27 protein-coding genes are annotated in these 25,317 nt (G+C 67.1%); 15 read left to right on the top strand and 12 right to left on the bottom strand.

Annotation, left to right across the window (positions count from 1 at the left end; translation table 11 throughout):
• Positions 1–99 precede the first annotated feature (99 nt).
• The 5 genes from QM806_RS41875 (at position 100) to QM806_RS41870 (ending at position 3,716) form a co-directional block, all read left to right on the top strand.
• Positions 100–621 (top strand): hypothetical protein, encoded by a 522-nt coding sequence (locus QM806_RS41875; RefSeq protein ID WP_005256496.1) that lies wholly within the window; start codon positions 100–102, stop codon positions 619–621.
• Positions 622–762: 141 nt separating this feature from the next.
• A complete protein-coding gene (locus tag QM806_RS31275; RefSeq protein WP_080606133.1) occupies positions 763–1,776 on the top strand; it encodes an Lrp/AsnC family transcriptional regulator in 1,014 nt (337 codons plus the stop codon).
• A 459-nt stretch (positions 1,777–2,235) separates the two neighbouring features.
• Positions 2,236–2,499, top strand: a complete 264-nt coding sequence (locus QM806_RS31270; protein WP_005256501.1) for a hypothetical protein — start codon at positions 2,236–2,238, stop codon at positions 2,497–2,499.
• A 253-nt stretch (positions 2,500–2,752) separates the two neighbouring features.
• Positions 2,753–3,226, top strand: a complete 474-nt coding sequence (locus tag QM806_RS31265) for a hypothetical protein (protein WP_005569220.1) — start codon at positions 2,753–2,755, stop codon at positions 3,224–3,226.
• 109 nt (positions 3,227–3,335) lie between these two features.
• Positions 3,336–3,716, top strand: a complete 381-nt coding sequence (locus QM806_RS41870; protein WP_198432306.1) for a transposase — start codon at positions 3,336–3,338, stop codon at positions 3,714–3,716.
• Here the strand turns inward: QM806_RS41870 and QM806_RS31260 are convergent.
• The 5 genes from QM806_RS31260 to QM806_RS31240 form a co-directional block, all read right to left on the bottom strand.
• Positions 3,672–6,071, bottom strand: a complete 2,400-nt coding sequence (locus QM806_RS31260) for a xanthine dehydrogenase family protein molybdopterin-binding subunit (RefSeq protein WP_081276513.1) — start codon at positions 6,069–6,071, stop codon at positions 3,672–3,674. The genes QM806_RS41870 and QM806_RS31260 overlap by 45 nt on opposite strands.
• Positions 6,068–6,613 (bottom strand): (2Fe-2S)-binding protein, encoded by a 546-nt coding sequence (locus tag QM806_RS31255; RefSeq protein WP_005256507.1) that lies wholly within the window; start codon positions 6,611–6,613, stop codon positions 6,068–6,070. The genes QM806_RS31260 and QM806_RS31255 overlap by 4 nt, the downstream gene beginning before the upstream one ends.
• Positions 6,610–7,479, bottom strand: a complete 870-nt coding sequence (locus QM806_RS31250; protein ID WP_005256509.1) for an FAD binding domain-containing protein — start codon at positions 7,477–7,479, stop codon at positions 6,610–6,612. Before QM806_RS31250 ends, QM806_RS31255 begins: the two co-directional genes overlap by 4 nt.
• Positions 7,479–7,862, bottom strand: coding sequence for a hypothetical protein (locus QM806_RS31245; protein ID WP_005569224.1), 384 nt, complete (start codon positions 7,860–7,862; stop codon positions 7,479–7,481). Before QM806_RS31245 ends, QM806_RS31250 begins: the two co-directional genes overlap by 1 nt.
• Before the next feature lie 303 nt (positions 7,863–8,165).
• Complete coding sequence (locus QM806_RS31240) at positions 8,166–8,714, bottom strand: MarR family winged helix-turn-helix transcriptional regulator (protein ID WP_210460700.1); 549 nt, start codon at positions 8,712–8,714, stop codon at positions 8,166–8,168.
• Positions 8,715–8,897: 183 nt separating this feature from the next.
• Here QM806_RS31240 and QM806_RS31235 point away from each other — a divergent pair, with 183 nt between their 5' ends.
• A complete protein-coding gene (locus QM806_RS31235; RefSeq protein WP_167116136.1) occupies positions 8,898–10,022 on the top strand; it encodes an XdhC family protein in 1,125 nt (374 codons plus the stop codon).
• Positions 10,023–10,055: 33 nt separating this feature from the next.
• Entirely contained in the window at positions 10,056–10,433 is a 378-nt protein-coding gene (locus QM806_RS31230; protein ID WP_005237773.1) for a hypothetical protein, read from the top strand.
• Positions 10,434–10,461: 28 nt separating this feature from the next.
• Here QM806_RS31230 and QM806_RS31225 read toward each other — a convergent pair whose 3' ends face one another.
• The 5 genes from QM806_RS31225 to QM806_RS31205 all read right to left on the bottom strand — a co-directional run bounded on the left by QM806_RS31225 (position 10,462) and on the right by QM806_RS31205 (position 14,400).
• Positions 10,462–10,851, bottom strand: coding sequence for a hypothetical protein (locus QM806_RS31225; protein ID WP_007296175.1), 390 nt, complete (start codon positions 10,849–10,851; stop codon positions 10,462–10,464).
• Between the two features lie 387 nt (positions 10,852–11,238).
• Positions 11,239–12,312: an alkene reductase gene (locus tag QM806_RS31220; protein ID WP_005569228.1), complete on the bottom strand. Its 1,074-nt coding sequence runs from the start codon at positions 12,310–12,312 to the stop codon at positions 11,239–11,241.
• 162 nt (positions 12,313–12,474) lie between these two features.
• Positions 12,475–12,930, bottom strand: coding sequence for a hypothetical protein (locus QM806_RS31215; RefSeq protein WP_283293945.1), 456 nt, complete (start codon positions 12,928–12,930; stop codon positions 12,475–12,477).
• A gap of 73 nt (positions 12,931–13,003) precedes the next feature.
• Positions 13,004–13,399 carry a universal stress protein gene (locus QM806_RS31210; protein WP_005237769.1) on the bottom strand — a complete coding sequence of 132 codons (396 nt, stop codon included), beginning with the start codon at positions 13,397–13,399 and terminating at the stop codon, positions 13,004–13,006.
• The gene (locus QM806_RS31205; protein WP_210460698.1) at positions 13,396–14,400 is read right to left on the bottom strand and encodes a 2-hydroxyacid dehydrogenase; all 1,005 of its coding nucleotides are present in this window, start codon (positions 14,398–14,400) and stop codon (positions 13,396–13,398) included. The genes QM806_RS31210 and QM806_RS31205 overlap by 4 nt, the downstream gene beginning before the upstream one ends.
• Before the next feature lie 353 nt (positions 14,401–14,753).
• Here QM806_RS31205 and QM806_RS31200 point away from each other — a divergent pair, with 353 nt between their 5' ends.
• From QM806_RS31200 to QM806_RS31165, 8 genes are all read left to right on the top strand, one after another.
• The gene (locus QM806_RS31200) at positions 14,754–16,337 is read left to right on the top strand and encodes an ABC transporter substrate-binding protein (RefSeq protein WP_210460697.1); all 1,584 of its coding nucleotides are present in this window, start codon (positions 14,754–14,756) and stop codon (positions 16,335–16,337) included.
• A 67-nt stretch (positions 16,338–16,404) separates the two neighbouring features.
• The gene (locus QM806_RS31195) at positions 16,405–17,331 is read left to right on the top strand and encodes an ABC transporter permease (protein WP_005237765.1); all 927 of its coding nucleotides are present in this window, start codon (positions 16,405–16,407) and stop codon (positions 17,329–17,331) included.
• A gap of 12 nt (positions 17,332–17,343) precedes the next feature.
• On the top strand, positions 17,344–18,372 hold the full coding sequence (locus tag QM806_RS31190) for an ABC transporter permease (RefSeq protein ID WP_210460696.1): 1,029 nt from the start codon (positions 17,344–17,346) through the stop codon (positions 18,370–18,372).
• Complete coding sequence (locus tag QM806_RS31185) at positions 18,369–19,397, top strand: ABC transporter ATP-binding protein (protein ID WP_210460695.1); 1,029 nt, start codon at positions 18,369–18,371, stop codon at positions 19,395–19,397. Before QM806_RS31190 ends, QM806_RS31185 begins: the two co-directional genes overlap by 4 nt.
• Positions 19,390–20,400, top strand: a complete 1,011-nt coding sequence (locus QM806_RS31180) for an ABC transporter ATP-binding protein (protein ID WP_210460694.1) — start codon at positions 19,390–19,392, stop codon at positions 20,398–20,400. The genes QM806_RS31185 and QM806_RS31180 overlap by 8 nt, the downstream gene beginning before the upstream one ends.
• A complete protein-coding gene (locus tag QM806_RS31175) occupies positions 20,397–21,113 on the top strand; it encodes a sulfite exporter TauE/SafE family protein (RefSeq protein ID WP_054246767.1) in 717 nt (238 codons plus the stop codon). The genes QM806_RS31180 and QM806_RS31175 overlap by 4 nt, the downstream gene beginning before the upstream one ends.
• 121 nt (positions 21,114–21,234) lie before the next feature.
• Positions 21,235–22,575, top strand: a complete 1,341-nt coding sequence (gene gudD, locus QM806_RS31170; protein ID WP_283293942.1) for a glucarate dehydratase — start codon at positions 21,235–21,237, stop codon at positions 22,573–22,575.
• The gene (locus QM806_RS31165) at positions 22,575–23,555 is read left to right on the top strand and encodes a 2-hydroxyacid dehydrogenase (protein ID WP_283293940.1); all 981 of its coding nucleotides are present in this window, start codon (positions 22,575–22,577) and stop codon (positions 23,553–23,555) included. The genes gudD and QM806_RS31165 overlap by 1 nt, the downstream gene beginning before the upstream one ends.
• Positions 23,556–23,561: 6 nt before the next feature.
• Here QM806_RS31165 and QM806_RS31160 read toward each other — a convergent pair whose 3' ends face one another.
• Both QM806_RS31160 and QM806_RS31155 read right to left on the bottom strand, forming a co-directional pair.
• On the bottom strand, positions 23,562–23,942 hold the full coding sequence (locus QM806_RS31160; protein WP_061040762.1) for a hemophore-related protein: 381 nt from the start codon (positions 23,940–23,942) through the stop codon (positions 23,562–23,564).
• Between the two features lie 564 nt (positions 23,943–24,506).
• Entirely contained in the window at positions 24,507–24,755 is a 249-nt protein-coding gene (locus QM806_RS31155; RefSeq protein WP_005569242.1) for an alpha/beta fold hydrolase, read from the bottom strand.
• Positions 24,756–25,317: the final 562 nt, after the last annotated feature.

Here is a 25,317-nt window from a genome sequence, read left to right as displayed (position 1 = left end):
GTTAACGATTTCCACTCGTGGGCGGAAAGCAAGAGAAATCCACGTGGGGGATTAATTGCGAAACATGGTCAGCGGCAAGCTGGCACGCCACGAACAGAAATGTCCGCAGAGATGCGGATCCTGACGGGATTGCCGGCACTCACCCAAGCCGCGCGGGGTGCGATCGTGTGGGACGTCAGCGTGGATTCGACCATCGCGCAGGCTCACCAGCATGCGGCGGGCGTGCGCTGGGCTCCCGAGGCGCAGTCCGTGCCGCCCGGCGAGGTCGAGATCGAGCCCGCCGACCACGCGTTGCGGCGCTCCCGAGGAGGGTGGACCACCAGGACGCATCTGGCCTACCTGGCCGCAGCGGTCCCTGATTACCTCGGCCGCGGCGTCAGCGTAGTCGTCCAGGTCGAACCGACGTCCGGGATCCCCGCTGCGCCCGGAACCGGGGGCGTCCCACGCGAGCAGCCTCAGGGAACTGTTGAGCTCACCGAATTGTGGTGCGAAACTGTCGGCGCTACCACCGATTCCGCGCAGCAGGTGAGCGGGAGCGGTGCCAGCCCCGACTGCGTGCGCCACAACGCCCGCCCGCTGTCTACCCGCCCGTTGGACGGCACCTTCCTCACCCCTGACTGATTGTGTCCACATGCATCGACCTCGACTTCGTGGGCCGGGAGTCCCGGTTGCGCAACTCGCGCTCAACCACTCTGAGTGGCGCACCTCACGAGACCTGGGTTTTGGCCGATTTCCATAATTTTTACGGCCATAATGTCCAATATGACCTCTCAGGCTGCAGCAGAACTGGACCTTGCAATTATCGGCGCGCTGCAGCTCAACCCCCGCGCTGACTGGGCGGACTTGGCGGAGGCACTTCAGTACTCGCCGAAGACACTCGCCCGAAGATGGAAGCTGTTGTCCGAGAGCGGCTCGGCATGGATCGCGGTGGCTCCGGGCCCGACCTTCCTGAAATTCGGATGTGCCGCATGGCTTGCGATCACCTGCAGACCCCAGAGCAAGCATGACGTTGCAGAAGCCCTGATTGCCGAACCAGCAGTCGACACGGTATCGAGCACATCCGGGACGTCGGACTTCCATGTGATCGTGTTCGTGTCCAGCATTGCCGACCTCACCCGTCTGCTCACCGACCGCATCGAGGTGATCGAAGGAATCAGGTCGGTGGCAACGACGGTCGTGCTCACCAACTACACAGAAGGCGCGCGGTGGCGCGTCCAGGCGTTAGACCTGGAACAGGCCCATCTTCTCCAATTACCCCAGGCAGCGCCCACACGCAGGAAAACGATTCCATTCCTGGACGATCTCGATCGTTCTCTGCTCGGAGCTCTGGCGAAAGATGGGCGTCAAGCATGGACCACACTCGGCGAGCAATGCGATGTGACCGGACCGACCGCGCGACGCCGCGTCGAAAGGCTGATCGACGGGGGCCGCGTGGCCCTGCGCTGCGAGGGAGCGAACACACTTGTCGGACCAGTCGTTGAGACGACTTTCATGATCACGACCGCACCGAGCGAGTTGAACACGGTCGGCAACCTATTGAGCCGAATTCCAAAATGCCGAATTGCAAACGCCACTACCGGAACCTCGACAATCGTCGCCACGATGTGGTTTCAGACGGTTAGCGAGATTGCGCCATTCGCGGCTGCACTCACGCGAGAACTTCCGTCCATCACCATTTCGGACCGGTTCATCAGCCTCCACACATTCAAGAGGGCAGGACATGTCCTTGATCAGGATGGACGAACCACCGGATTGATCCCACGGGCCATCTTCTAGCGGGAACCGAACAACCCGTAACCAGCCGACACCCGGAGCTCTTGGGGGTGACCGGTCATCGATCCGCTTCCGGAAGGGCAGGTCATTGACATCGACAACCTTGTTGGCGCCCTCCTGCTCGGCGCCAACGACGCCAGCCCAAACGCCACCGCCAGCACCAGCCAGTCGCTGAAGATCTCGGGTCGGCGGCGGACCGGCTCTCCACATTGGCAGGCATGACAGGCCACAAGCTGGAGACGCGCCGCGGCACGAACTCGGCGTCCGGGCGGTGGGTTCGCAGTCCTCCAGCGGTCAATGCCGTCGAAGAAGCGAGTGGTGGTGCACTCGCCTTCAGGCCATCCTTTGTGCGCGTCGATCACCGCGCATTCCTATCACTGAACTGGGCAGATGGCACGTCCCTGTGACGGCCGAAGGGCTACTGCCCACGCAACGTCCAGCTCTGACAATGGGGGAGATGCCATGACCGGTGCAGCAACCACGCCGCCGCTCGGGAAGATTCTGACGGCCGATGAGATCACCCGGTTCGTGGCCCGGGTCGCGTATCCCACCAGCCCGGTGGTGCTGGTGGGTGAGGAACTGGCTCTGGCCGCTCCGGCGCGGGCCTACGGTGATCGGCGGGGTGCGCTGCCGGACCTGGCGGAGAAGGCGCGCACGCTTCTGCCCGAGACAGCCGACGGCCGCACCGCGGACGACACCGCCCCCGATTCCGGGCCCGGCGCGTAGCGACCACCCCGGCTCGGTTCCCGGCCGCCGGTACCTGAGGGGTGAGAGAGTGCGGGGTATATGACATTGCGGCTGCTCACGACTCTTGCGACGGACTCGGACGCCGCGGCGACCGCGGCTCTGACGAAGTAATACGGCCGCCCGTATCTGGGCGAGGACGCCTTCGTCGGCGCGCACTTCGACTCCTGGTCGAGCACCGGGGAGCGGGTGGGGGAGGCGGACCGGTTCACCGCGGACGATCTGGTTGCGGCGGGTGTTCCTGACGGTGCAGATTCCGCCGACGGCGGCGCGGGCGATCCTGGGCACGAAGGCGGAGGCGCTGAACGCCCTTCTGGCGGCCGTAGGCCCGGATCGGGACCTGGTTCGATGTTCCGCGTCCCCGGGTGTCTCCGCACGGTTCGTTCACCTCGTTGGGCCTGATCCGCCGCCGGCGTCGAATTGGGTGAGTTGGGCGGCGCCGGCGGTGTTGGTGGTGGTGTTCGGGTTGGTGACGGTTCCGTGGCGTGCTGCCCGGCAATTCGCCGTTCCGTTTGTGCTGGCGTTTGCGCCGATCGCCGCGCTGGCGGCGTGGTTCGTCATCGGGATGGACCTGTTTTCACCCCGGACTGAGCTCGCCGGTGCCGCTCGGGCGGCGCGTGAGTTGCTGCTGGGGCTGCTCGACGGTCCGCCCGGCGGGACCTATGTCGAGGGCCGCGACGATCGGCCCTGGCTGGACCCCGAGGCTTAGGTCGTGTTTCAAAGGTGGTTCGGCTGTGAGTTTTCGATCAAGTGGATGTGTCGCTGCCGTTGAATGACCTCGTGCCCAGCGTCGCGGGGCCGGGGCGGACGTTACCGACGTGCAATGGGCGCGGTTGGTGCCGCTGCTGCCTCTGGGTAGGAAGGCGGGCCGTTCGCCGAAGTGGACGAAACGGCAGCTCATCGACGGGATCCGGTGGCGGATTCGGGCGGGTACGACGTGGCGGGATGTGCCGGCCCGGTACGAGCCGTGGCACGGCGTACGGGTTGTTCCGGTGTTGGCGGCGGACGGGGGTGTGGGTGCGGCGCTGAAGTGTCGCTGCGACGCAGGAACAGCGACGTTGCGCGGGAGGATGCCGCCGTCGGGTCCTGCTCCTGTCGACGTTCCGGTCGTCGGCGTCTGTGCCGACGACCGGTGGTCTGAGGTCCGGTTGCATTCAGGCGTGCGACAACGGCGGGAGACCGGGCACGCCGCCGGGTGAGAGTGCACGAAAGACGCGCTCTGGTGTCATCGGCAACTCGGTGAGCTGGGCACCGACCGCGTCGGCGATGGCCTGCGCAATCGCCGGGGCGATGGGGAGCATGCCGCCCTCCCCCATGCCTTTGGCGCCGAAGGGGCCCGCGCCGTGTCCCTGCTCCTGGGTGATCGAGACGAACCGCTCGGGGAGGTCCTCCGCGAGTGGGACGCGGTACAGCAGGGCCTCGGCGTTGAGAAGTTCACCGTTCTCGTAGCGCATTTCCTCGAACAGAGCCTGCGCGAGTCCCAGAACGGCGGCGCCTTCATCCTGACCGCGGCAGCCGATCTTGTTGATCACCTTGCCCGCGTCACCACTGACCACGAGCTGCAGGACCGTAACCCTGCCGGTCTCCGGGTCGACTTCGACCTCGGCTGCCGCCCACCCGATCTCGTAGAAGACACACCGGGCGGCCAAGGGTGCATCGGCATCACTGCGCACCTTGTAATAGCCGTCGGCCGAGAACTCGAACCCGGTGTGTCCGAAGAACTCCATGATTTGCGGGAGAAGCGGATATACCTCGCCTGTGGGGGTGCGCACCGTCCAGTCGTCGAGCACTGCGGTGGCCGAGTCGATGGCGAACTGTTCACCGGCCCACTCGAGCACTTGTCTACGCAGGTTCTCCGCCGCGTTCCGGACGGCCTGTCCCATCACCACCACGCCGGACGAGGCGTTGGTGCCCTGATCGAAGGGGGTGTGGTCGGTGTCGATGCGCGTGTACACGACGCGGTCGCGGCTGGTGCGCAGGACGTCGGCGACGATCTGGGACAACGCGGAGTGCCCGCCCTGGCCCATCTCGGTGAGCGCGCAATTGAGGAAGACGTCGCCGTTGGCGGTCACCTTGACCCGCGCCATCGCGGGCTTGTTGCCGCCGCCACTGTCCTTGAGCCCGACGCATACCCCCATGCCGCGGTTTCCGCTGCGATCCCTGGAGTGGTAGCCGATAGCGTCCGCGACCAGACGCATTCCCTCGGCGAGGTCGGAGTCGATCCCCGCATCCCCGGGGACGAATTCTTCGCCGAGCTTTTTGAGGTTTTTCAGCCGCAGTGCGTAGGGATCGATGCCGAGTCGCTGCGCGATGAGGTCGATCTGACGTTCACCGGCCCACGTGGTCTGCGTGGCACCGAAGCCGCGCATGGCGCCGGCGGGCACCGTGTTCGTGGTAACCGCCTTGCAGACGGTGTCGATGTGCTGCCAGCGATACGCGCCCGGCATCCGATAGCCGGCCTTCTCCGCCACCGCCGGACTGTGTTCGGCGTAGGCCCCGCTGTCGAGGAGCACCGTCGATTTGCGGGCGACAAAGGTGCCGTCCGCCTTGACGCCGGCCTTGACGATCAGCTTCGCCGCGTGCTGCGACACGGTGAGGAAGCCCTCTTCCGTGCTCATGCAGAACCGCACCGGCCGGCCGCCGCTGAGCTGGGACAGGCGGATGGCGACCGGGTCGGCCTTCGGGCCGTTCTTCGCGCCGAACGCTCCGCCGAGCAGGGCGACGTGCACCCGGATCCGGTTTTCGGGGAGGTTGAATACGTGCCCGAGTTCCTGGCGGAGGTTGAACGGGCTCTGCGTCGCCGTCCAGACCTCGATCTGTTCATCGGTTGCCTCCGCGACCGTGACGAACGGTTCGAGATGCATATGGTTCATCCGGGAGAAGAGGAAGGTGTCCTCGAAGATGTGGTCGCACTCCTCCCACACGTCCGGTGATCCAGTGCTGTAACGGAATTCGTAGCTGACATTGTGGTCGATGCGCAGCGACGCCGACGCGCCGTTCCGGTAAGGGGGCAGACCACCGCGCGGCTCGAGCGGATGGATTGTCGGCGACGACGGATCGAGGGCCTCGTCGACGTCGAATACCGCGGGCAGAATCTCGTATTCGACCTGAATGAGGTCCAGTGCCGCCAGTGCCGTGCGCTCATCTACCGCAGCGACGGCGGCGACGATGTCGCCGACATAGCGGACGGCGTCCGTCGCGACGACCGGCTGGTCCTTGACCATGGTGCCGTAACACCCCAGGCCGTCGGTTTCGTTGCGGGTCAGCACCGCGGTGACGCCGTCCAGTGCCCCGGCGGCGCTCGCGTCGATGGACACGATACGAGCGTGCGCGTGCGGACTCCGCAGCACCTTCGCGTGCAGCATGCCCGGTCGCACGATGTCAGTGTTGTAGACCGCTTTGCCGGTCACCTTGACCGCGGCGTCCGCGCGCGGCAGATCGCGTCCGGTGACCCGCTTGTCCGGAGAGACGGTCGGCAGCGAATACACGGTGTACCCACCGCCCGCGGCGTCGGAATCAACGTTGTGAGTGAAGGATTCGGGTGTCGCGGTCACGCGGATTCCCCGTTCGTCTCACCGGTCAGTTCGGCAGCGCGCTCGACCGATTCGAGGATCATCTCGTATCCGGTACAGCGACAGGTGTTGGAACTGATCCATTCCCGGATGGTGCCGCGATCGGGTTGTGGGTCCTGACGCAGCAGCCCGGTGGTGAGCATCAACATCCCGGACGTGCAGAAGCCGCACTGGAAACCCCCGCACTCGGAGAATGCACGTTGCTGCGGGGACAGCGTGCCGTCGGGCGCGGCCAACCCTTCCACTGTCTCGACCGAGGCGCCGTCGATGCTGAACGCGAAGGTCGAACAGGAGGCGACGGGCAGATCGTCCACGAGCACGGTGCACGCTCCACAGACCCCACGCTCACAGGAACCGCGAACGCCGTTGCAGCCGTGGTTGTTGCGCAGGACGTCGAGCAGGATGGCGTTGGCGGCGACGCGCACGGTCTGCTTGACGCCGTTCAGGGCGAACTCGATGCAGGTGTCGAGTTCTCCGTCGGGGGCAGCGGATCGATCGGTCTCGCGATCGGTGTACTCGGTCATCTCGTTGTCTTTCCCTTCAGCTGAGCACATGCCGCGGTGAGCAGGCGGCGCGTCAACACACGCACCAGGTGCCGGCGGTACTCCGCCGAGCCGGTGTAATCGGCACAGTCGTCCGGTAGCTGCTGGGCAAGCTGCGCACTCACCTCGAGCGGATCGAGTTCGCGGGCGCCGGTATCGGCCGTCAGTGCGAATCCGTGGCGGTACTCCGATCCCGATTGCGCGCGCACCTGCAGGGTGCCGTCGGGGTTGCGACGCACCGCGAGGGCCACTGTCGCCGTCGGACGCATCGAACGCTCATATCCGAACCAGACGAGGTCGTCCGTTCGTACGGTGATGTCGGTCAACAGACCTCGCTGATCGGTTCCGCTGTCCGCCCACAACGACGCGACCGGGCGGGAGAGCGCGCCGGCGTCGAAGACCAGGTCCGCGCCGAGCGCCCCGAGAAGCAGCGGCATCTCGTAGCGGTACCGCCGCGCCATCAGGTTTCCGCCGACGGTCGCGGTGTAGCGGATCCGAACGGTCGCGATCGACGCCCATGCCGCCGCGAGGTTCGGGATCGCGGTGCCGACGATGTCGTCCGTCGCACCCATGTGGTGGGTCACCATCGGGCCGATATGAAGAACACCGGCCTCGTGGCTGGTGATGCGGAGCGCATCGACCTTCTGCAGCGACACCAACGTGTTCGGGGCGCAGCCCTCACGGATCTGGGCGACCAGATCCGAGCAGCCAGCGGCGAAAACAGCGTCCGGATGTTCGGACACGATCGCCAGGGCGTCCTCGATGGTGGTGGGGCGATGGAGCCGGAAAGGGGCCATCGCGAGTTGGCTCTGTGCCACCAACCCGGCCCCCAGGGCCTGGGTGCGCATCAGCGGGCTCCCCGCACGAGTGTGCAGCTCGGTCTCCCATAGCCGGTATGCATGTGGTGATTCACCCCTTGTAGGGCGCGCCGTTCGACGGCCGCGGAGACGACGTCGAGTGCGGCGCGGACGGCTACCGAACCGAGTCCGGTGTAGACGAACTTACGCCGATTCCGGCCCCGAAGATGCTCACGAACCACGATCTGATCCTCACTGCCAACGCAGTCGTAGGCGGCTGGGTCGGGGAGGAACAGCACGGCAGCCAAGGAGCCACGCGCGCCGAGCCTGCCGTCTGCTGGGTTCTGCTCGGGGGTCGCAACGCCGCGAAAGGGTAGGGCGGTCACTGTGCCGCCGCCCTCCGCAGCCACCGTGGGAAGGCCGCTCTTGTGCATGTGCCTCGTTCCATTCGAAAGGACAACGAATGCCGGTCCAAGAAGACTCAGCGCAAAGTATCTTTGCTATAAGATAGTTCTACGTTCCTGGCGCCCTGAGGTCAATAGCTCGGCCACGGTCGCCGGACCGATTGCGTCGATGCCCACGGAGCCGAGGCGCAACACCCACCGAAGAGTTCAGGTCGCAGTCGTAGCTGCATCGAAACACCGCCACCGACGCGTAGCTGCACCACCCCAAGAACGCCCTGCGACCACGTCAAGCGACCCGGGGGGCCCCACGATCGCCCATATTGGATTCGAGCTCTATGCAGACGCTGCGCCGAGCGACTTGGCGACATTCTCCGATGCGGCAGCCTGTAAGGAGCCCTCGAGGACGGACAGAAGATCGGCGAGCTGCTCGCGCTGACCACCCTCGAGGCCACCCTGCATCCGCGCCAGCTCCGCGAAGTGCGCATCCGAGACAGCGTCGACAAGTTTCCGGCCCGCGTCGGTGAGCGTCACATACACCACGCGGGAGTCGATGTCATCGCGCTCGCGCAGTACCAGGCCGGCATCCTCGAGCCGGTTCACCCGCATCGTCAGGCCACCCGTGGTGATCAAGGTCTGCTTCGCCAGTTCCCCGGCAGTGCGGCGGAACGTTGGTTCCGCACGCCGAAGGCAGGCGAGAACGTCGAACCCCGCCTCGTTCGTCCCGAACCGTTCGAACAGCTCATTGATCTGAGCCCGGTACAGCAGAAAACTCCGATGCAGCCGTCCGAAAATCTCCAAAGCCGACACGTCCAGCTCGGGACGCGTCCGAGTCCACTGCCGGATGATCTCACCGACCCCATCCACCCGATCCGATTCGGCCACTTCACACTCCAGATTCGATACGGGCACGGTGCCGCGAATCAGTCTCGCCTACCGGCGACCGGCTCACCGACAATTTCAGGACTTATCTTTGCGCAAAACTATTGTACGATCCTCGCCACCACCGCGACGGCTCCCCAGCCCCGGTCGCCGGAACCGTGACGCGAACAGAATTGCGAGGCACTCGTGAACACCGTCCTTCGCGACATCCACACCGAATGGGAAGCACACCGCGCTGTCGCTGTCGCCACCGTCATCGCCACTCACGGGTCATCCCCGCGAGACCCCGGCGCCATGCTCGCAGTCCATCAGGACGGAACCGTGGTCGGCAGCATCTCGGGCGGCTGCGTCGAAGGCGCCCTTTACGAGACCGCCCTCGACGTCCTCACCACCGGCCACCCCCGAATCGAGCACTACGGCCCCACCGGCGACATCCTCGAACCCGGACTGACCTGCGGCGGGTCGCTGACCGTGCTCGTGGAACGCGTAGACCGCGAGACCATGCCGCAACTCGCCGACCTCATGGAAGGGACACTGCGCGACGAAACCGTCATCCTCGAGACGGTCCTCACCGGACCGGAAGCAGGTACCCACCGCATCGCAAACGAACTCGACGCCCCCACCGGCCTGACCCCCTCCGGAACGCTGATACGCCGCTTCCAGTCCCGGCCACGGATGGTGATCGTGGGTTCGACCGACTTCGCCGCGGAAACCGGGATAGTCGGTACCCGAATGGGCTACCGGGTCACCATTTGCGATGCCCGCCCCGTGTTCACGACATCGCAACGATTTCCCGATGTCGACGAGGTCGTGTGCGAATGGCCGTCGGACTGGATCATAAGTGAGCGCAACAAAGGCCGATTCGATTCCCGCACAGTCATTGTCGTTCTCACCCACGACCCCAAAATCGACATTCCCGTCCTCCTCGAATGCCTCGACAAAACCAAATGGGCACAACCCCTCGCTTACATCGGCGCCATGGGGTCACTCACCGCCGACACCAACCGACGGCAAGCACTCACCGCAGGCGGCCTCCGCCCCGAACACCTCACCGCACTGTCGAGCCCAATCGGCCTCGACATCGGCAACCGCGGACCAGCCGAGACCGCCATCTCCATCGCCGCCGAAATCATCGCCAGACGGTCCGCGCCAATGTGCTCATACAAAGATGACCCCCATCCCGGTAACCCGCGGATCTCCAGCGCCGACCAGGACCAAAACCACCAGATCGATGCGCTGTTCCGCGCCGGGGTGATCGCCAGCCTCCACTCCTACGCGCGCGCGGCCACCGGCCACGATCTGAGCAGCTAGGCCGAGTACGGGAAACTGGGAGTAACAGATAGGTTGGATGCGCGTCGCCAGGCCCGGCCGCCGAGCACTGACAAGGAGCCTCCCATCAAGATCCTGCAGAACGTCTCGAGCGAGATCCGCGAGTGGGAACACGCCGTCACGACGGTGATGCTCCGAATACGACAGATCGGGGTGCTGATCGACCGTCTGGGGCCCGCGCTCGACGACCTGTCCGAACTGCTCGACGCGGCCAAGCAGATCGCGGAGACCGCGGAGGGGCTCGCCGTCAGCGCGAAGGGCATCGACCAGAGCGCCGAGATCATCGCCCGTGACGCCGAGAAGATCGCGCAGGCGCTGCCCGCGGTCGAGCGGCTGGGGAGACTCGCAGACCGCCTACCCGGTGGGGGTAGACGGTCTGCTGCCGGGCGGTGACGAGCGGATGTAGCCCCGTCAGGCGGTGTTACCTAGCGAGGTCGTGGACATCCGTGCCGACGAGGCGCAGTTCGGTGGGCTGCGCATCCGGGTCGTCGGCGATCCCCGAAATCGGCATCATCGCGAGGGCCTGGTCGAATGCGTCGACGAGCCATTCCCCGGTCACCGTCACGAGCCGGGTGTCCTCGGCGGCGGGCTGCTTCTGAAAGAAACTCACGACCCAGGGGTTCTGCGCGTCCGGATCGGAACTGAGATCCCCGGGTGCGTTGGTGGCGAGCAGGTGAATACCGCGCTCGAAATCGACCCGGACGGCGTATCCGGTGCCGGTGTTGACGACGGTGGCCGGGCGGTGCGCGGCCAGAGCCAGCGTCATCAGGGCATCGGCGTAACGAGTGGTGTGCTCCACGGTGAGTGGCATGAACGATCACCTTTCAACTTCTGTGAGCGTCGCCGCGGCAGAGCAGGCCCGGAGTTCAGTGGTCCGAAAATGCAGTTCCTCCGACAGGTCACGAGAAGATAGAAGTAAAACTGTTCGTCGGGAGCTTCGGCTGCGAGAGCGTCGTGCGGAATGGTGCTCTCACTGTCGGCCACCTTCGAGGTGGGCGTCCTGGCACAGCGTGCACAGTTGGTACGCCCGATTGGAACACGGACACGCCGGGCGGCCCGTGAACTCGGTAGCTGTGTACTCAACTACGACTAACCGTACGGTGCCGGACCCGGATACGCGACGCGGGGGCGTCCGTCGGATAGCGCTGTGGCCCATGACCTGGCGTCATGGGCCACAGCGTGTCGGCCTGGGGACAGCTCAGTGCTGCAACACCGGGTAGTCGGTGTAGCCCTTCGCTCCCTCCGAGTAGAAGGTCTGGGGGTCCGGGGTGTTGAGCGGCAGGTCTTCCTGCCAGCGCCGCACGAGATCCGGATTGGCGATCGCGGGACGCCCGACGACGACGGCATCGCCGTGGCCGTCGTCGAGGATTGCCAGCGCTTCGTCGCGGGTGGTGATCGCCCCGAAACCGCTGTTGATCAGCACCGGGCCGCCGAAGCGCGTCCGCAGGTCCTGCGCCAGGGGCCCGGACGGGTCCTTGTGCAGAATGCTCAGGTAGGCGGGCTTCAGCGGAGCAATGGCGTCGACCAGCGCACCGTAGGTGGCTTGAACGTCGTCGGCATCCAGTTCCAGGGCGTCCTGGATGTTGTGTTCGGGTGAGATGCGGATACCCACCCGGCCGGCGCCGATGGCGTCTGCCACGGCCTCGAACACCTCGACGACGAAGCGTGCCCGGTTCGCGGGTGAGCCGCCGTACGCGTCCTCACGCAGGTTGGATGCCGGGGAGAGGAACTCGTGCAGCAGGTAGCCGTTCGCGGCGTGGATTTCGACGCCGTCCATCCCGGCTGCCACCGCCTTCCGCGACGCCTGGACGAACTCCTCGATGACGGCGGAGAGTTCCTCGGTACCCAGCGCGCGGGGCACCGGGTACGGCTCCTTCCCCTCGTAGGTGCGGGTCTCGCCGTCGATAGCGACGGCGCTCGGACCGACGACCTCGTGACCGCCGGTGGTTCCCTCGTGGGTCACACGGCCGGCGTGCATGACCTGCGCGACGATCCGTCCACCGGCCGCATGCACGGCGTCGGCGACGTTCTTCCAGCCCGCAACCTGCTCGGGTGTCACCAGCCCGGGCTGGCCGGGGAAGCCCTGGCCGGCGTGGCTGGGGTAGGTGCCTTCACTGACGATCAGACCGAGAGAGGCCCGCTGTCGGTAGTGCTCGACCACCAGCGGTCCGGGCACGCCGTCACGCCCGGAGCGGACGCGGGTCAGGGGTGCCATCACGACCCGGTTGGGCAGTTCGAGTTCGCCGAGTGTCAAGGGGGAGAAGAGATTCACAAATATCGGTCTTTCCGTAGGTCGTGTTCGGCAGCGCCGTTCTCGGTGCCGCCGCGCAGTATCGGGATCCACTAGGGGAACGGGCACACGGGCCGGGCTATTCCGACTCGAGACGGCCGTCACCGCGAGGGCACCGTCCCCGAGCCAGGGACTCGAGCTCGCCTACAGGCTGTGGTCGCACTCGAGGAGGGCGTCGAGCCAGAGCAACGCTTCGACGAGGGCTTGCATGCGCGTGAGTGCGGTGTCGGCAGGCACGGGCGGCGGGGGATCGGATCCCGCCCGGTGCCTGCTCTGCAGGTGTCTCACGACGGCGGTGAACAGCCACTCGGCGGGCGCGGGCAACTCCTCGTTCAGCGCGGCTGTGTCGTGCACGACGGGGACGACGCTGATGAAGCTGTCGACGGCATCGTTGACGCTCGAGGCCGGATCCGCGATGAGGTCGGCGATGGTGGTGACGATCCACGCCACGACCTCCGTGAACGCCGACCGGTCGCTGCCGTGGTCGCACGCGATCTGGGAGATCTCGGGTGCGAGCGCCTGGAAGTCGCGGTCGCCGACCAAGGTCAGGAGGCGACCGCCCAGTTCCGCGCCGTCGGCGCGTTGAGGCCCATCGATCATGGCTGTCCCACGGCAGGTATTCGGCGCCGTGAGGGTTACGGATGGGCCGGTGATCCGACCCCGTCCGGGCGGCTCAGACCTCTGCTGCGACGGGAGGCTTGACCCCGACGACCGGGCACTGCGCCTCGAGGAGCACGCGCTGAGCGACGGAGCCCATGAGGAGTTTGCCGACGGGCGAGCGTCGTCGCATGCCGAGGACGAGGAGTTCGGCGGCGGAGTCGTAGGACGCGTCGATGAGGTTGTCGGCGTGGGAGCGGTCGGGTTCGTTCCGCGCGATGCGGTAGTCGACGCCGGCTGCGTCCGCTTCCTCCCTTGCGGAGTGCAGTTCGGCCCCGAAGCCGGGATTCGAGGCGCTGTCGCCGTCGGCGATCACCACGAGATCGGTTGCACGCATGCGGGCTTCGGCGAATCCGAAGGCCAGGGCGCCACGACCTTCGATTGTCGGAACGTAGCTGAGAATGACGCTCATCGTGACCTCGGCTCGAGTACGGGGGTGGTCAGGGTGCCCTGGGCGAGGTATTCGTCGAGGTTCTGCAGGGTGAGAGCCTCCATCGCGGCCCGGGTCTCGGTCGTGCCGCTCGCGACGTGGGGGAGGAGGACGACGGTGTCGAGCGCGAGGAGCGCTTCGGGAACGTGCGGTTCCCGGGCGAACACGTCCAGTCCGGCACCGGCGAGCTTGTGTTTGGTGAGCAGTTCGACGAGCGCGTCCTCGTCGACGACGCTTCCGCGTGCCACGTTGATCAGGTAGCCGTCGGGTCCGAGGGCTTCGAGAACCTCTCGGTCCACGAGCTTTTCGGTGCCCTTGCCGCCCGCTGCGGCGACGATCAGCACGTCGACCCCGGCGGCGAGTGCGGCGGCCGAGCCGACGTACGCGAACGGGGAGCCGGGAACCTCGCGACGATTGTGGTAGGAGATCGTGCAGCCGAAGCCGGTGAGGCGGGTGGCGATGGCGGAGCCGATGCGTCCCAGCCCGACGATGCCGACCCGGGTGCCGCTCACCTGCCGGGTGAGGGGGAAGTTGCCCTCGGCAGGCCAGCGGCCGTCACGCACGAAGCGGTCGGCGGCGGAGAAGCCGCGGAGCGTGTCGATCAGCAATCCGACGGCGGTGTCGGCGACGCAGTCTGTGAGGACGTCGGGGGTGTTGCTCACGCCGATTCCGAGTTCCTCGGCGAGCGCGACATCGGTTGTGTCGTAACCGACTCCGAAGTGCACGATGGCGCCGAGGTTCGGCAGGTCCGTCATCAGTGCGGCGTCGACTCCGGTGCGGCCGGACGTCACGACCGCGGTGACGGACTCGCCGTGTTCGGCGAGGAAGCGGGTGCGGTCGTCGCCGAGCGGGAGGTCGAGTGCGTCGTACTTCTCGGCGAGCGTCGCGGTGAGGGACGGCTTCAGCGGCCCGACCTTCAGAACGCGTCCTCCCGAAACAGTCTGTGCAGCAGCTTCTTTCACGGACGACTCTGCGGTCACCATCGTGCCTCCTGACGAGTGGTGGCGCGACTCTCCGCGTCACCGGTTACCCGTACGTTAAGCGGCGCTCGGAATACCTGTCCAACACGTAAATAACATGGATCGATACTCAAACGGCATTGGTTGGCGGCGCGTTGACGTGCGCAGATGCCGTAACCCCCTGTATGTGCCGGTCAGGGGCCTGCCGGGGTGATCGCAGTCTCCGTCAATCAGGCGTGTGATGGCCCTCACGAGCCGTTTTGCGCCGTTTCCCCCTGTTGACGGCTCCTCCGCGCCGCTCATAGCGTGTGTCTACCGTCACAGGCGGGCCCTCTTCACTCGCGTCGAGTACGCGACACATCCCTACGGAGGACACCATGAGCCCTGCACGTTCGTTGCAGCAGGGAACCCGTTACCGCGCCGTCGTCGTGGCCACCGCCGCACTGACGGTGCCGGCTCTGGTCGCAGGTTGCTCGGTGGCCAATTCGAGCCACAGCGACGCCGCCAGCCCCGACACGTTGCGGATCGTGCTCCCGCAGGAGCCGCCCACACTCGAACCCTGCGACGCGTCACTCACCTCTACCGGAGTCGTCGTCCGCTCCAACATCACCGAGCCGCTGGTGGAACGCAACGCCGATACCGGCGATCTCGAACCGAAGCTCGCCGACTCGTGGGAGCAGACGTCGGACACGGTCTGGACGTTCCGGATCCATCCGGGCGTCACGTTCAGCGACGGCAGCGCGTTCGACGCCGAGGACGCCGCCTTCTCGATCGATCGCACCGTCAACTCGACCATCGGCTGCGACGTCGACGGGTACGTCTTCGGCGACGACGAACTCGTGGTGAACGCGATCGACCCGTCGACCGTGACGGTGCAGACCCCCGCCGCCGACCCGATCCTTCCGCTGCGGATCTCGTTCGTGGAGATGGTGCCGTCCACCACCGACGCCCAGGACAAGGTGCGCGATCCCATCGGCACCGGCCCCTACGAGATCGACTACTGGGATCACGGGCAGCGACTCGCGCTGGTCCGCAACGACACGTACTGGGGCCCGGCGCCCGAGTACACGCGGGCGATCTACCAGTGGCGGACCGAGGGCAGCGTCCGGGCCGCGATGGTCACCAACGACGAGGCCGAACTCGCCACGTACCTCGGTCCGGAGGACGGCGCGGGCGACCTCGGCGTGGCCTACCCCAACAACGAGACGACGGCGCTGCGCATGATGGCCACCGAACCGCCGCTCGACGACTACCGCGTCCGCGAGGCCATCGACCTCTCCGTCAACCGGGCAGGGATCGTCAAGGCGCTGTTCCAGGGTCTCGGCGAGCCGGCCGGGCAACTCGTCGGCAGCAGCATCGTCGGGTTCGACCCCGATCTTCAGCCGACCCCCTACGACTCCGATCGCGCCGCGCAACTGGTGGCGGAGGCCAAGGCCGACGGCGTTCCCGTGGACAACCAGATCCGCTTGATCGGGCGCACGGGCCAGTTCCCCAAGATCAACGAGACCATCGAGGTCATCCAGAACTCGCTGAGCAAGGCCGGCCTGAACGTGAAGATCGAGATGATGGACACGGCCGGGCAGATGCAGTACCAGATCCGGCCGTTCCCGCAGGGCACCGGACCGATTCTGCTGATGATCCAGCACGGCAACCAGGCGGGTGACGCGCAGTTCACCGTCGACCAGTACATGCGCAGCGACGGATACCAGAGCTACTTCGGTTCCCCCGGATACGACGCGCAGATCGACGCGGCCGAGCAACTCGTCGGCGACGAACGCCAGGACGCGTTCGCCTCGGTACTGGCCAACGAGCCGAAGGAGATCCGGCAGTTCGCGTACATCGCTCACATGAATGCGGTGCTCGCCAAGTCCCCGACGGTGCAGTACGCACCCAACTCCGCGACCGGCGACGAGATGCGCCTGAGCGAGATGACCCACGCGGACACATCCGCGAACGGCTAACCCCTCTTCCCAGCCCCCCGGAGGAACTGAGATGTCCCAACCGAACCCGATCCGAAGGCGGTGAGTCATGTTCGCCTTCCTGCGCCGACGCGTCTACACCAGCCTCGTACCCCTCCTCGTCGTCCTCTTCGGTGTGTTCCTGCTCGCCCGCCTCACCGGCGACCCGACCAACCTCTACCTCCCGGTCTCCGCGACACCGGATCAGCGCGCGGAGTTCGCGGCCGAGAACGGCCTCGACAAGCCGGTGCTGAGCCAGATGGTCGACTACCTGTCCGGGGTCGTCCACCTCGACTTCGGCGAATCGCTGCGCACCGGTGAGTCCGCCGCGACCATGGCGTTGCGGGCGTTCCCGGCCACGCTGCAGCTGGCGTTCTTCACGATGCTGCTCGCGATCATCGGCGCCATCGTGATCGGTTGCTGGGCGGCGTACCGGCCGAATTCGCTCGCCGACCGGATCTCGAGCCTGCTGTCGATGACCGCGGCCAGCATCCCCGACTTCTGGTTCGCCATCACCGGCGTGTGGATCTTCGCGGTGGTGCTGGGGGTGCTGCCCACGTCGGGTACCGGAAGCGCGCTGTCGTGGATCCTGCCGATCGCCACGCTGCTCATCCGCCCGCTCGGCGTGCTCACCCAGGTGGTCCGCGGCGCGATGGTGTCGGCGCTGTCCGCACCATACGTACGTCTTGCTCGGAGCAAGGGCGCCGGCGACCTGCGCGTCGTCACCCATCACGCGCTTCGCAACGCCGCGGCTCCGGCGCTGACGGTGGCCGGCGACCTCACCGTCGGCCTGGTCAACGGCGCCGTCGTCGTCGAGGCGATCTTCGGGTGGCCCGGCATCGGCAAGCTGATGATCGACGCGATCCTGCAGCGCGATTTCGCCGTCCTGCAGGCGGCGGTGCTGCTGACCGCGGTCAGCATCTTCGTCCTCAACATCCTGATCGACGCGGGCTACGCACTTCTCGACGCGCGTGTCCGTGAGAAGTCCAAGGTCTAGGAGGCCGCCGAGATGTCCATAGACAACGCACCCCGCCTGGACGGAGCCGGCGACCTCTACCCGGGCCCCGACGAGACGCCTGCCGTCGCGGCCCCCGTCGAGGAGTCCGTTCCGGCACCGAAGCCCTCCCGGAGCAAGGCACCGTTGTGGCGACTGCTCCTGCGTGACCGGATGGCCACGGTCGCGGCGGCGATCCTGGTGTTCGTGTTCCTCGTCGCCGTCTTCGGCCCGTGGCTCGTCGGCGACGCCGCGACGGGTCAGAACCTCGACCAGTCCAACCTCGCACCGTTCCACGTGGCGAACGGGTGGATGAACATCCTCGGCACCGACCCGCTCGGACGCAGCATGCTGGCCCGGTTGATCGTCGCGTGCCGCACCACCCTCCTGGTGGCGCTGCCCGCGGTCGCGCTGTCCTGCATCGTCGGGTCCCTCGCCGGCATGTGGGCGGGCTACCACCGCGGCTGGCGGGAGACGACGGCGATGCGCGTCGCCGACGTCATCATGAGCTTCCCGTCGCTGCTGATGGCCGTCGTCGTCCTGTACGTGTTCTCGCCCAGTGCCGCGAACATCGTCCTGGTCCTGGCCATCACCCGCATCCCGATCTACCTCCGCACCGCCCGCGCGGAGTCGGCGGAACTGCAGAGCCGGTTGTTCGTGGACGCCGCGCGCACGTTCGGCGCCCGCAGCGGGGCCGTCATCCGCCGGCACGTGTTCCCCATCCTGCTGCCGACGCTGCTCACCGTCGCCACCCTCGACTTCTGCTACGTGATGCTCGCCGAGTCGTCGCTGAGCTTCCTCGGCATCGGCATCCAGCCGCCGGACATCAGCTGGGGCCTGATGGTGTCCCAGGGCCGGACGTACCTCCAGACGGCCTGGTGGCTGTCGTTCTTCCCCGGTCTCGCCATCGTGATCACCACCGTGTCGGCGACCGTGCTCGCGGCATGGGCGCGGATCGCCACCGACCCCGCCCAGCGCTGGCGTCTGACCGTCCCGCGGTCGCGTCGCTCCCGGCTGTTCCCCACCCGAAAGGTCGTCTCATGAGTGCACCCGCACCGGCTGTCGAATCGCCCGACGTCGCAGACACCGACCGCGTCGCCCTCGAGGTCGCGGATCTGACCGTCGACCTGCGCACCCCCTCGGGCACGGTCCGGGCCGTCGACCACGTGTCGTTCACCGCGCGGCGCGGGGAGACCCTCGCGCTGCTCGGTGAGTCGGGGTGCGGCAAGTCGATGACCGCGCAGGCGCTCGTCGGCCTGCTGGAACCGATCGCCGACATCACCGACGGCTCGGTCCGTCTCGGCGACGTCGACCTGGTGACGGCGAAGGCCAAGACACGCCGCACCCTCGCCGCCACCGAACTCGCCATCGTGTTCCAGGACGCGCTGACCGCGCTCAACCCGGTGTACACGGTCGGCAAGCAGTTGGCCGAACCGTTCCGCATCCATCGCGGGCTGTCCTCGAAAGAGGCGCGACGGGAAGCGGTCTCGCTGATGGAGAGGGTCGGGATTCCCGAGCCCGAATCGCGCGTCGACTCCTACCCGCACCAGTTCTCCGGCGGCATGCGGCAGCGCCTGCTGATCGCGATGGCCGTCGCACTGAGCCCGACGGTCCTGCTCGCCGACGAACCGACGACGGCGCTCGACGTCACGGTGCAGGCGCAGATCATGTCGCTGCTGCGGGACCTGCGCACCGAGCACGACATGGCCGTCATCCTCATCACCCACGACCTCGCCCTGGTCGCGGAGGAGGCCGACCGCGTCGCGATCATGTACGCGGGCAACGTCGTCGAGACCGGTCCGGTCGCCGAGGTGTTCTCGTCGCCGCAGCACCCGTACACCAAGGGCCTGCTCGATTCGGTCCCCGTGCACGCGGTCCGCGGCGAAGACCTGAAATCCATCGGCGGCACCCCGCCCGACCTGCATTCCATTCCGTCCGGCTGCGTCTACCAGGCGCGCTGCCCGCTGGCCCGCGACCTGTGCCGGACCACCCGACCGCCGCTCGCCGACGTCGCCACACCTGGTCGCCGCTCGGCGTGCCATTTCCCCGAGGAGATCTCGCATGTCTGAGTCGATTCTGAAGGTGCGGGGCCTCACCAAGACGTTCAAGGTGCCGGCCAACGCGGCGGGCAAGAATCAGTTGCGCGCGCTCGACGGCATCGACCTCGACCTCGCCCGCGGCGAAACGCTCGGGCTCGTCGGCGAATCGGGTTGTGGCAAGTCGACTCTCGCCCGCACGCTGATGATGCTCGAGCGTCCGGACTCCGGTTCGATGACGTGGGACGGCGTCGACCCGTTCTCGCTGAAGGGCAAGGACCTGCTGGCGCTGCGCCGCCGGGTGCAGATGGTGTTCCAGGACCCGTACGCGTCGCTGAATTCCCGGATGTCGGCGGCCGACATCATCGCCGAGCCGTGGCGCACCCACAAGACGATGTACAAGACGAGCCGCGACCGCGCGGCACGGGTGCGGGAATTGCTGCACCTGGTGGGTCTGCGGCCGAGCGACGAGCACCGGTACCCGCAGGAGTTCTCCGGCGGTCAGCGGCAGCGACTCGGAATCGCCCGCGCCCTGGCGTTGAACCCGAGCGTCGTCATCTGCGACGAACCCGTGTCGGCGCTCGACCTGTCGGTGCAGGCGCAGGTGCTCAACCTGCTGAACGACCTGCAGAAGCAACTCGGCATCTCGTATGTGTTCATCTCGCACGACCTGTCGGTGGTCCGGCACGTCGCCGACCGCGTCGCCGTGATGTACCTCGGGCGGATCGTGGAGACGGGTGCGACGGACGCCGTCTTCGACCGTCCCGCCCACCCGTACACCGAGGCCCTGATGTCGGCGGCGCCGAAGCTGGACGCCGAATCCCGGGGCAAGCGGATCATCCTCGACGGTGAAGTGCCGTCGCCGCTGAACCCGCCGTCGGGCTGCCGGTTCCGCACCCGCTGCGCCCACGCGACCGACATCTGCGCGAGCACCGTGCCGCCCACCGCCGTCGACGAGCGGGAGAGCGGCCATGTCGCCGAATGCCACCACCCCCGGCGTCCGACCGAACTCGGCGTCCCCGTCGCGGTCGGGTGAGCGGGGCGGAATTCGCGATCATCGCGTTCGCCGTCTTCCTCGCCTCGTGCATGCAGGCGTCGATCGGCTTCGGGATGGGGATGCTCGCCGCACCCGTCGTCGCGCTCGTCGATCCGGGCCTGCTGCCCGGGACGCTGATCATGACGGCGACGGTCGTCACGGTGATGGTGGTGTGGCGGGAACGCGACGCCCTCGATCTGTCGGGCACCGGGTGGGCCCTGGCCGGCCGGGTGCCGGGCACGATCGCGGGCGCGTTGCTGCTGGTGGTGCTGCCGGAACGAGGGCTGTCGCTGCTGCTCGCCGCCGTGGTGCTGTTCGGGGTCGTCTTCGCGACGCTGGGCTGGGCACCGCCGCCGCGACGCCGGAACCTCGCCGTCGCCGGCGCCGCGTCGGGTCTGCTCGGCACGGCCACGTCGATCGGCGGACCGCCGATGGCACTGGTGATGCAGGGGTCGAAGGGGGCGCAGCTGCGCGGCAACATGAGCGCGTTCTTCCTGGTCGGCTCCACACTGTCGGTGGCCGTTCTCGCCGCGACGGGGTCGGTGCACCGCGAGTCGGCGGTGATGTTCCTGCTGCTGATCCCGGCGACGGTGCTCGGCTACGTGGCCTCGCGGTTCGTGAATCGCCACCTGGACGCGGCGCGCCTGCGCCGGGCGTCGATCACGGTGTCCTGTGTGGGTGCGTTGATGCTGATCGGACAGCAACTTCTCTGATGCAGTGTCTGCATCGTTCGATGCTCAACAAGTCTTGGACATGTATCGATCGGGCCACTTAGAGTTTTCGTTGTGAGGCGCCTCACGGGCGGCGCTGCGCTGTGAAGGAAGGTTTTCGGAGATGAGTACAACGAGCACCACCCCGGTCGTCACCGACATGCGAGTGGTCCCGATCGCGGGACACGACAGCATGCTCCTGAACCTGTCCGGCGCGCATGCCCCGTACTTCACCCGGAACCTGGTGATCCTCACCGATTCCGACGGCAACACCGGTGTCGGCGAGGTGCCCGGCGGTGAACCGATCCGCCGTACTCTCGAAGACGCCCGCGCGATCGTGACGGGGCGCAGCATCGGCGAGTACAACGGCGTTCTCGCCGATCTGCGACGCACGTTCGCCGACCGGGACGCGGCGGGCCGCGGCAACCAGACGTTCGACCTCCGTGTCGCGATCCACGCCGTCACCGCCGTCGAGTCGGCACTCCTCGACGTTCTCGGGCAGCACCTCGGTGTTCCCGTCGCGGCCCTGCTCGGCGAGGGTCAGCAGCGCGAGAAGGTGCGGGCGCTCGGCTATCTCTTCTTCGTCGGCGACCGCAACAAGACCGACCTCGAGTACCAGTCGGGTGCGGCGGAGTCCGACGACTGGCTGCGCCTGCGGCACGAGGAGGCGCTGACACCGGACGCGGTCGTGCGGCTCGCCGAGGCGGCCCAGGCGCGGTACGGCTTCGCCGACTTCAAGCTCAAGGGCGGCGTCCTGGCGCCCCGCGAGGAGGCGGCGGCCGTGACGGCGCTGGCCGAGCGGTTCCCCGACGCCCGGATCACCCTCGACCCCAACGGCGGTTGGCTGCTGTCGGAGGCGATCGAGACGTGCCGCGGACTGAAAGACGTTCTCGCGTATGCCGAGGACCCCGTCGGCCCCGAGGGCAGCTTCTCCGGTCGCGAGGTGATGAGTGAATTCAAGCGCGCCACCGGACTGCCGACCGCCACCAACATGATCGCCACCGACTGGCGCGAGATGGGGCACACCATCCGCTCCGGCGCCGTCGACATCCCGCTCGCCGACCCGCACTTCTGGACGATGAACGGATCCGTCCGCGTCGCCCAGCTCTGCGACGCGTGGGGCCTCACGTGGGGTTCGCATTCCAACAACCACTTCGACGTGTCGCTCGCGATGTTCACCCACGTCGCCGCCGCGGCTCCGGGCGACATCACCGCCATCGACACCCACTGGATCTGGCAGGACGGTCAGCGGATCACCAAGGACCCGTACGAGATCGAAGACGGCTACCTCACAGTGCCGTCGACGCCCGGCCTCGGTGTCGAACTCGACATGGACCGCGTCGAGGCGGCCCACGAGCTGTACCTGCAGAAGGGTCTCGGCGCGCGCGACGACTCGATCGGCATGCAGTTCCTGGTGCCCGGCTGGACGTTCGACAGCAAGCGCCCGGCGTTGGTGCGCGCCTGATGAAGGTCGTCGTCGGCGACCGGAACCTGCTGCCGCATCGTGAGCTGTTCGAGTCGGGCCTGCCGTCCGGTGCGACGGTGTCGTGGCATCGGACGTTCGACGAGTCGGCCATCGTCGCCGACCTCGGCGACGCCGACGTGTACGTGGGTGGCCGGTTCACCGCCGCGATGGCGGCCGCAGCGCCGAAGCTGCGCCTGCTGCACGTCGCCGGCGCGGGCACCGACAACGTGGCGTTCGCCGCGCTTCCCACAGACACCCTGGTGGCCAACACCTTCCACCACGAGGACTCGATCGCCGAGTACATCGTGTCCGCGGCACTGATGCTGCGACGCGGATTCCTCCGGCACGATCGCGCCCTCCGCGGCGACGTCTGGGCCACCTCGGTCTACGACGACGCGATCGCGCAGTCCCGGTCGATGCGGGGCGCGCGGGTCGGATTCGTCGGTTTCGGTCACATCGGCTGGCGGTCGTGGAACCTGCTGCGCGCGTTCGGTTCCGAGGGCTGCGCGGTGACCGGCCGGGGCGATCTCGACGCCGCCGCGGAAGGCCTCGCATGGGCGGGAGACAACACGTCGCTGCTCCGGCTCCTGACGGAGTCCGACGTGGTGGTGGTGTCCGCACCGCTGAACGATCACACCCGTGGCATGATCGGCGGCGCGGAACTCGACGCGCTCGGCCCCGACGGCATCCTGATCAACGTCGGGCGCGGCCCTCTCGTCCGGGAACAACCGCTGTACGACGCGCCGGCATCGCAGCGGATCGCGGCCGCGGCGATCGACGTCTGGTTCTCCTACCCCGATGCCGGCGGTCACGGCGCCCCGAGCGTGCTGCCGTTCCGCGACCTGCGGAACGTCCTGATGACCCCGCACTCGTCCGGCGTCACCGGCCACACGTTCGTCGGCCGGGTCGGCGACATCACCGACAACATCCGCAGGCTGGACACGGGGCAGACGGTCCTGCGCACCGTCCGCCCCGGCTAGCGTGCGTCAGTAGTTACCGCAGGTCTCGGCGATCGTCAGCGCCTTCGCGCGCCACTCGACGGCCGGTCCCTCGGTAGGCACGGTGTCCAGTCGGCTCTTCAGCTGCGGGTGGGCGTCGAGGACGGCCTGGCGGTCGGCCGGGGACTTCGAGAAGAAGTCCGCCAGCTGAGCCTTGCGCTCGGGTGCCTGGTCGAGGCGCGCGGCGAGCTGCGGAGTCACGTCGTGCATCGCCGCATCGATCTGCGCGAAGCTGCACGTGGAGTTCACGAGGCGGGAAGAGTCGGAGTCGGCCGGATCCGCGGAGGCGATGCCCGGGATCACGAGGGCGGCGGAGATCGCGCCGACGGCGGCGATACCGAATTGCAGACGTGCTCGTGAAACGTTCATGACGAGTCCTCCCATGTCGGTTGGTTTGCCGGGGAAACGATAGGGGCCCGAATTGTGACTTTCCTGAGGACCGTCTGAGAATTGGTGCGGCGAACTGGACTCCGAAGATGGTGCGCAACGCGAAGGCCGCACGTCAGCAGCCCACCGATCGGCGTTCGGCGTTCGACAGGTTCGTGGAGCAGATCGAACTCCGGGTCAGTCAGGCGCCATTCCAGCCGTGTGGGGTCATCCACAGCCCGTGGACGAGGTCGAGGGTGTCGGGTGCTGCGGTGTGACCTTTCATGACTGTGATCCTTTTGTCTCGGGTGAGGGGATGCCACGAGGTGTAGGTAGACCGCGAGCACGGCGCCGTCGATCCGCGCGGATGACTTTCTTGCCGCCGACATCGAACGGCACTGTCTGGTCGTCGTCACGTGAATGACGAGGGTGGGGACGTCGACCTTGTCGAGGTCAGCTCGGAAGTCCGTCGCCGAGAACGCGGCGATGCCTTCGTAGGCGTTGTGGTGACCCCCCTGATTTGCCTGCGACCAGAACGAGTCGCGTACACCCTGGGACGGGTGACTGTCAGGTCGGTTGCGCCGAAGAATCGAAGGCTTCGACCGGGATGCCGTCGGGGTTGTCGGCGGTCTGCAGCATGAACGGCGGCACCGCCGAGGCGAGCACGATCTGGGCGACCCGGCCGGTCCCGTGCCGTCCGGCGTATCTACTCACCTCACCACCGCCGGTCGAGAGACCGACCAGCGTGGTGTCGTGAAGGTCGAGGTGCTCGAGTAGCGCCGCGAGGTCGGTCCTGCGCTTCCCAGCTGTCCGCATTGAGCGGCCACCCGTGGCTCAGGACTACGGGCGGCCGGCACCCCGGTCCTTGTAGGGGATCTCGGTGCCGCCGAGAGTGGTGACTGCCGGTATGCCGTACTTCTCGATGAGGACTCCCCGATGAAGAGTGAGTGGTAATGGGAGCGACGGTCCCACCGTCGAGCTTTCGGACCTGCTAAACCGGCTCAGCGTGCACGCTTCTGGTCTGACGGTGCACGCCGGCACGAATGGCAGATCCGGCGGAGTTCAGCGTGCGAATCCCCGCGACCAGGCGATTTGGAATATCGCGTGCGGTTCGCGTAACTTATTCCAAGTCAGAGCGACACGGACACCGACATTCACCACCTGGTGATGCAACGAGGTTGTACGAAGTGCCTGACCAATCCGAAGTTCACCATCGTGTATGGTTGTGCTTCAACCCCGGAATGTCTTCAGCGGGTGCCGGTTTGCGCCGGTCAGTCCGATGAGATAAGCTGGAAAAGTTGCCCCGGAGCGGCTGGCGAGTGTGCCAGAAGTGATGGTGTGTGCGTGTTCTTTGAGAACTCAACAGTGTGTCGATGAA

Origin of the sequence: Rhodococcus sp. IEGM 1351, assembly GCF_030056875.1 — a bacterium.
In the GTDB taxonomy this organism is placed as follows: Bacteria; Actinomycetota; Actinomycetes; order Mycobacteriales; family Mycobacteriaceae; genus Rhodococcus_F; species Rhodococcus_F opacus.
The sequence above is the reverse complement of the archived record's forward strand: the minus strand, read 5'-3'. Positions and strand labels throughout refer to the sequence as shown.

What these genes read in the sequence shown, in the direction of transcription:
- QM806_RS31210 (WP_005237769.1), bottom strand. Translation starts at nt 13,399, where the DNA reads ATGAGCGTCATTCTCAGCTACGTTCCGACAATCGAAGGTCGTGGCGCC.
- QM806_RS31245 (WP_005569224.1), bottom strand. Translation starts at nt 7,862, where the DNA reads ATGCACAAGAGCGGCCTTCCCACGGTGGCTGCGGAGGGCGGCGGCACA.
- QM806_RS31205 (WP_210460698.1), bottom strand. Translation starts at nt 14,400, where the DNA reads ATGGTGACCGCAGAGTCGTCCGTGAAAGAAGCTGCTGCACAGACTGTT.
- QM806_RS31155 (WP_005569242.1), bottom strand. Translation starts at nt 24,755, where the DNA reads ATGCGGACAGCTGGGAAGCGCAGGACCGACCTCGCGGCGCTACTCGAG.
- gudD (WP_283293942.1), top strand. Translation starts at nt 21,235, where the DNA reads ATGAGTACAACGAGCACCACCCCGGTCGTCACCGACATGCGAGTGGTC.
- QM806_RS31255 (WP_005256507.1), bottom strand. Translation starts at nt 6,613, where the DNA reads ATGACCGAGTACACCGATCGCGAGACCGATCGATCCGCTGCCCCCGAC.
- QM806_RS31200 (WP_210460697.1), top strand. Translation starts at nt 14,754, where the DNA reads ATGAGCCCTGCACGTTCGTTGCAGCAGGGAACCCGTTACCGCGCCGTC.
- QM806_RS31275 (WP_080606133.1), top strand. Translation starts at nt 763, where the DNA reads ATGACCTCTCAGGCTGCAGCAGAACTGGACCTTGCAATTATCGGCGCG.
- QM806_RS41875 (WP_005256496.1), top strand. Translation starts at nt 100, where the DNA reads ATGTCCGCAGAGATGCGGATCCTGACGGGATTGCCGGCACTCACCCAA.
- QM806_RS31250 (WP_005256509.1), bottom strand. Translation starts at nt 7,479, where the DNA reads ATGCGCACCCAGGCCCTGGGGGCCGGGTTGGTGGCACAGAGCCAACTC.
- QM806_RS31185 (WP_210460695.1), top strand. Translation starts at nt 18,369, where the DNA reads ATGAGTGCACCCGCACCGGCTGTCGAATCGCCCGACGTCGCAGACACC.
- QM806_RS31160 (WP_061040762.1), bottom strand. Translation starts at nt 23,942, where the DNA reads ATGAACGTTTCACGAGCACGTCTGCAATTCGGTATCGCCGCCGTCGGC.
- QM806_RS31190 (WP_210460696.1), top strand. Translation starts at nt 17,344, where the DNA reads ATGTCCATAGACAACGCACCCCGCCTGGACGGAGCCGGCGACCTCTAC.
- QM806_RS31215 (WP_283293945.1), bottom strand. Translation starts at nt 12,930, where the DNA reads ATGATCGATGGGCCTCAACGCGCCGACGGCGCGGAACTGGGCGGTCGC.
- QM806_RS31180 (WP_210460694.1), top strand. Translation starts at nt 19,390, where the DNA reads ATGTCTGAGTCGATTCTGAAGGTGCGGGGCCTCACCAAGACGTTCAAG.
- QM806_RS31165 (WP_283293940.1), top strand. Translation starts at nt 22,575, where the DNA reads ATGAAGGTCGTCGTCGGCGACCGGAACCTGCTGCCGCATCGTGAGCTG.
- QM806_RS31270 (WP_005256501.1), top strand. Translation starts at nt 2,236, where the DNA reads ATGACCGGTGCAGCAACCACGCCGCCGCTCGGGAAGATTCTGACGGCC.
- QM806_RS31225 (WP_007296175.1), bottom strand. Translation starts at nt 10,851, where the DNA reads ATGCCACTCACCGTGGAGCACACCACTCGTTACGCCGATGCCCTGATG.
- QM806_RS31195 (WP_005237765.1), top strand. Translation starts at nt 16,405, where the DNA reads ATGTTCGCCTTCCTGCGCCGACGCGTCTACACCAGCCTCGTACCCCTC.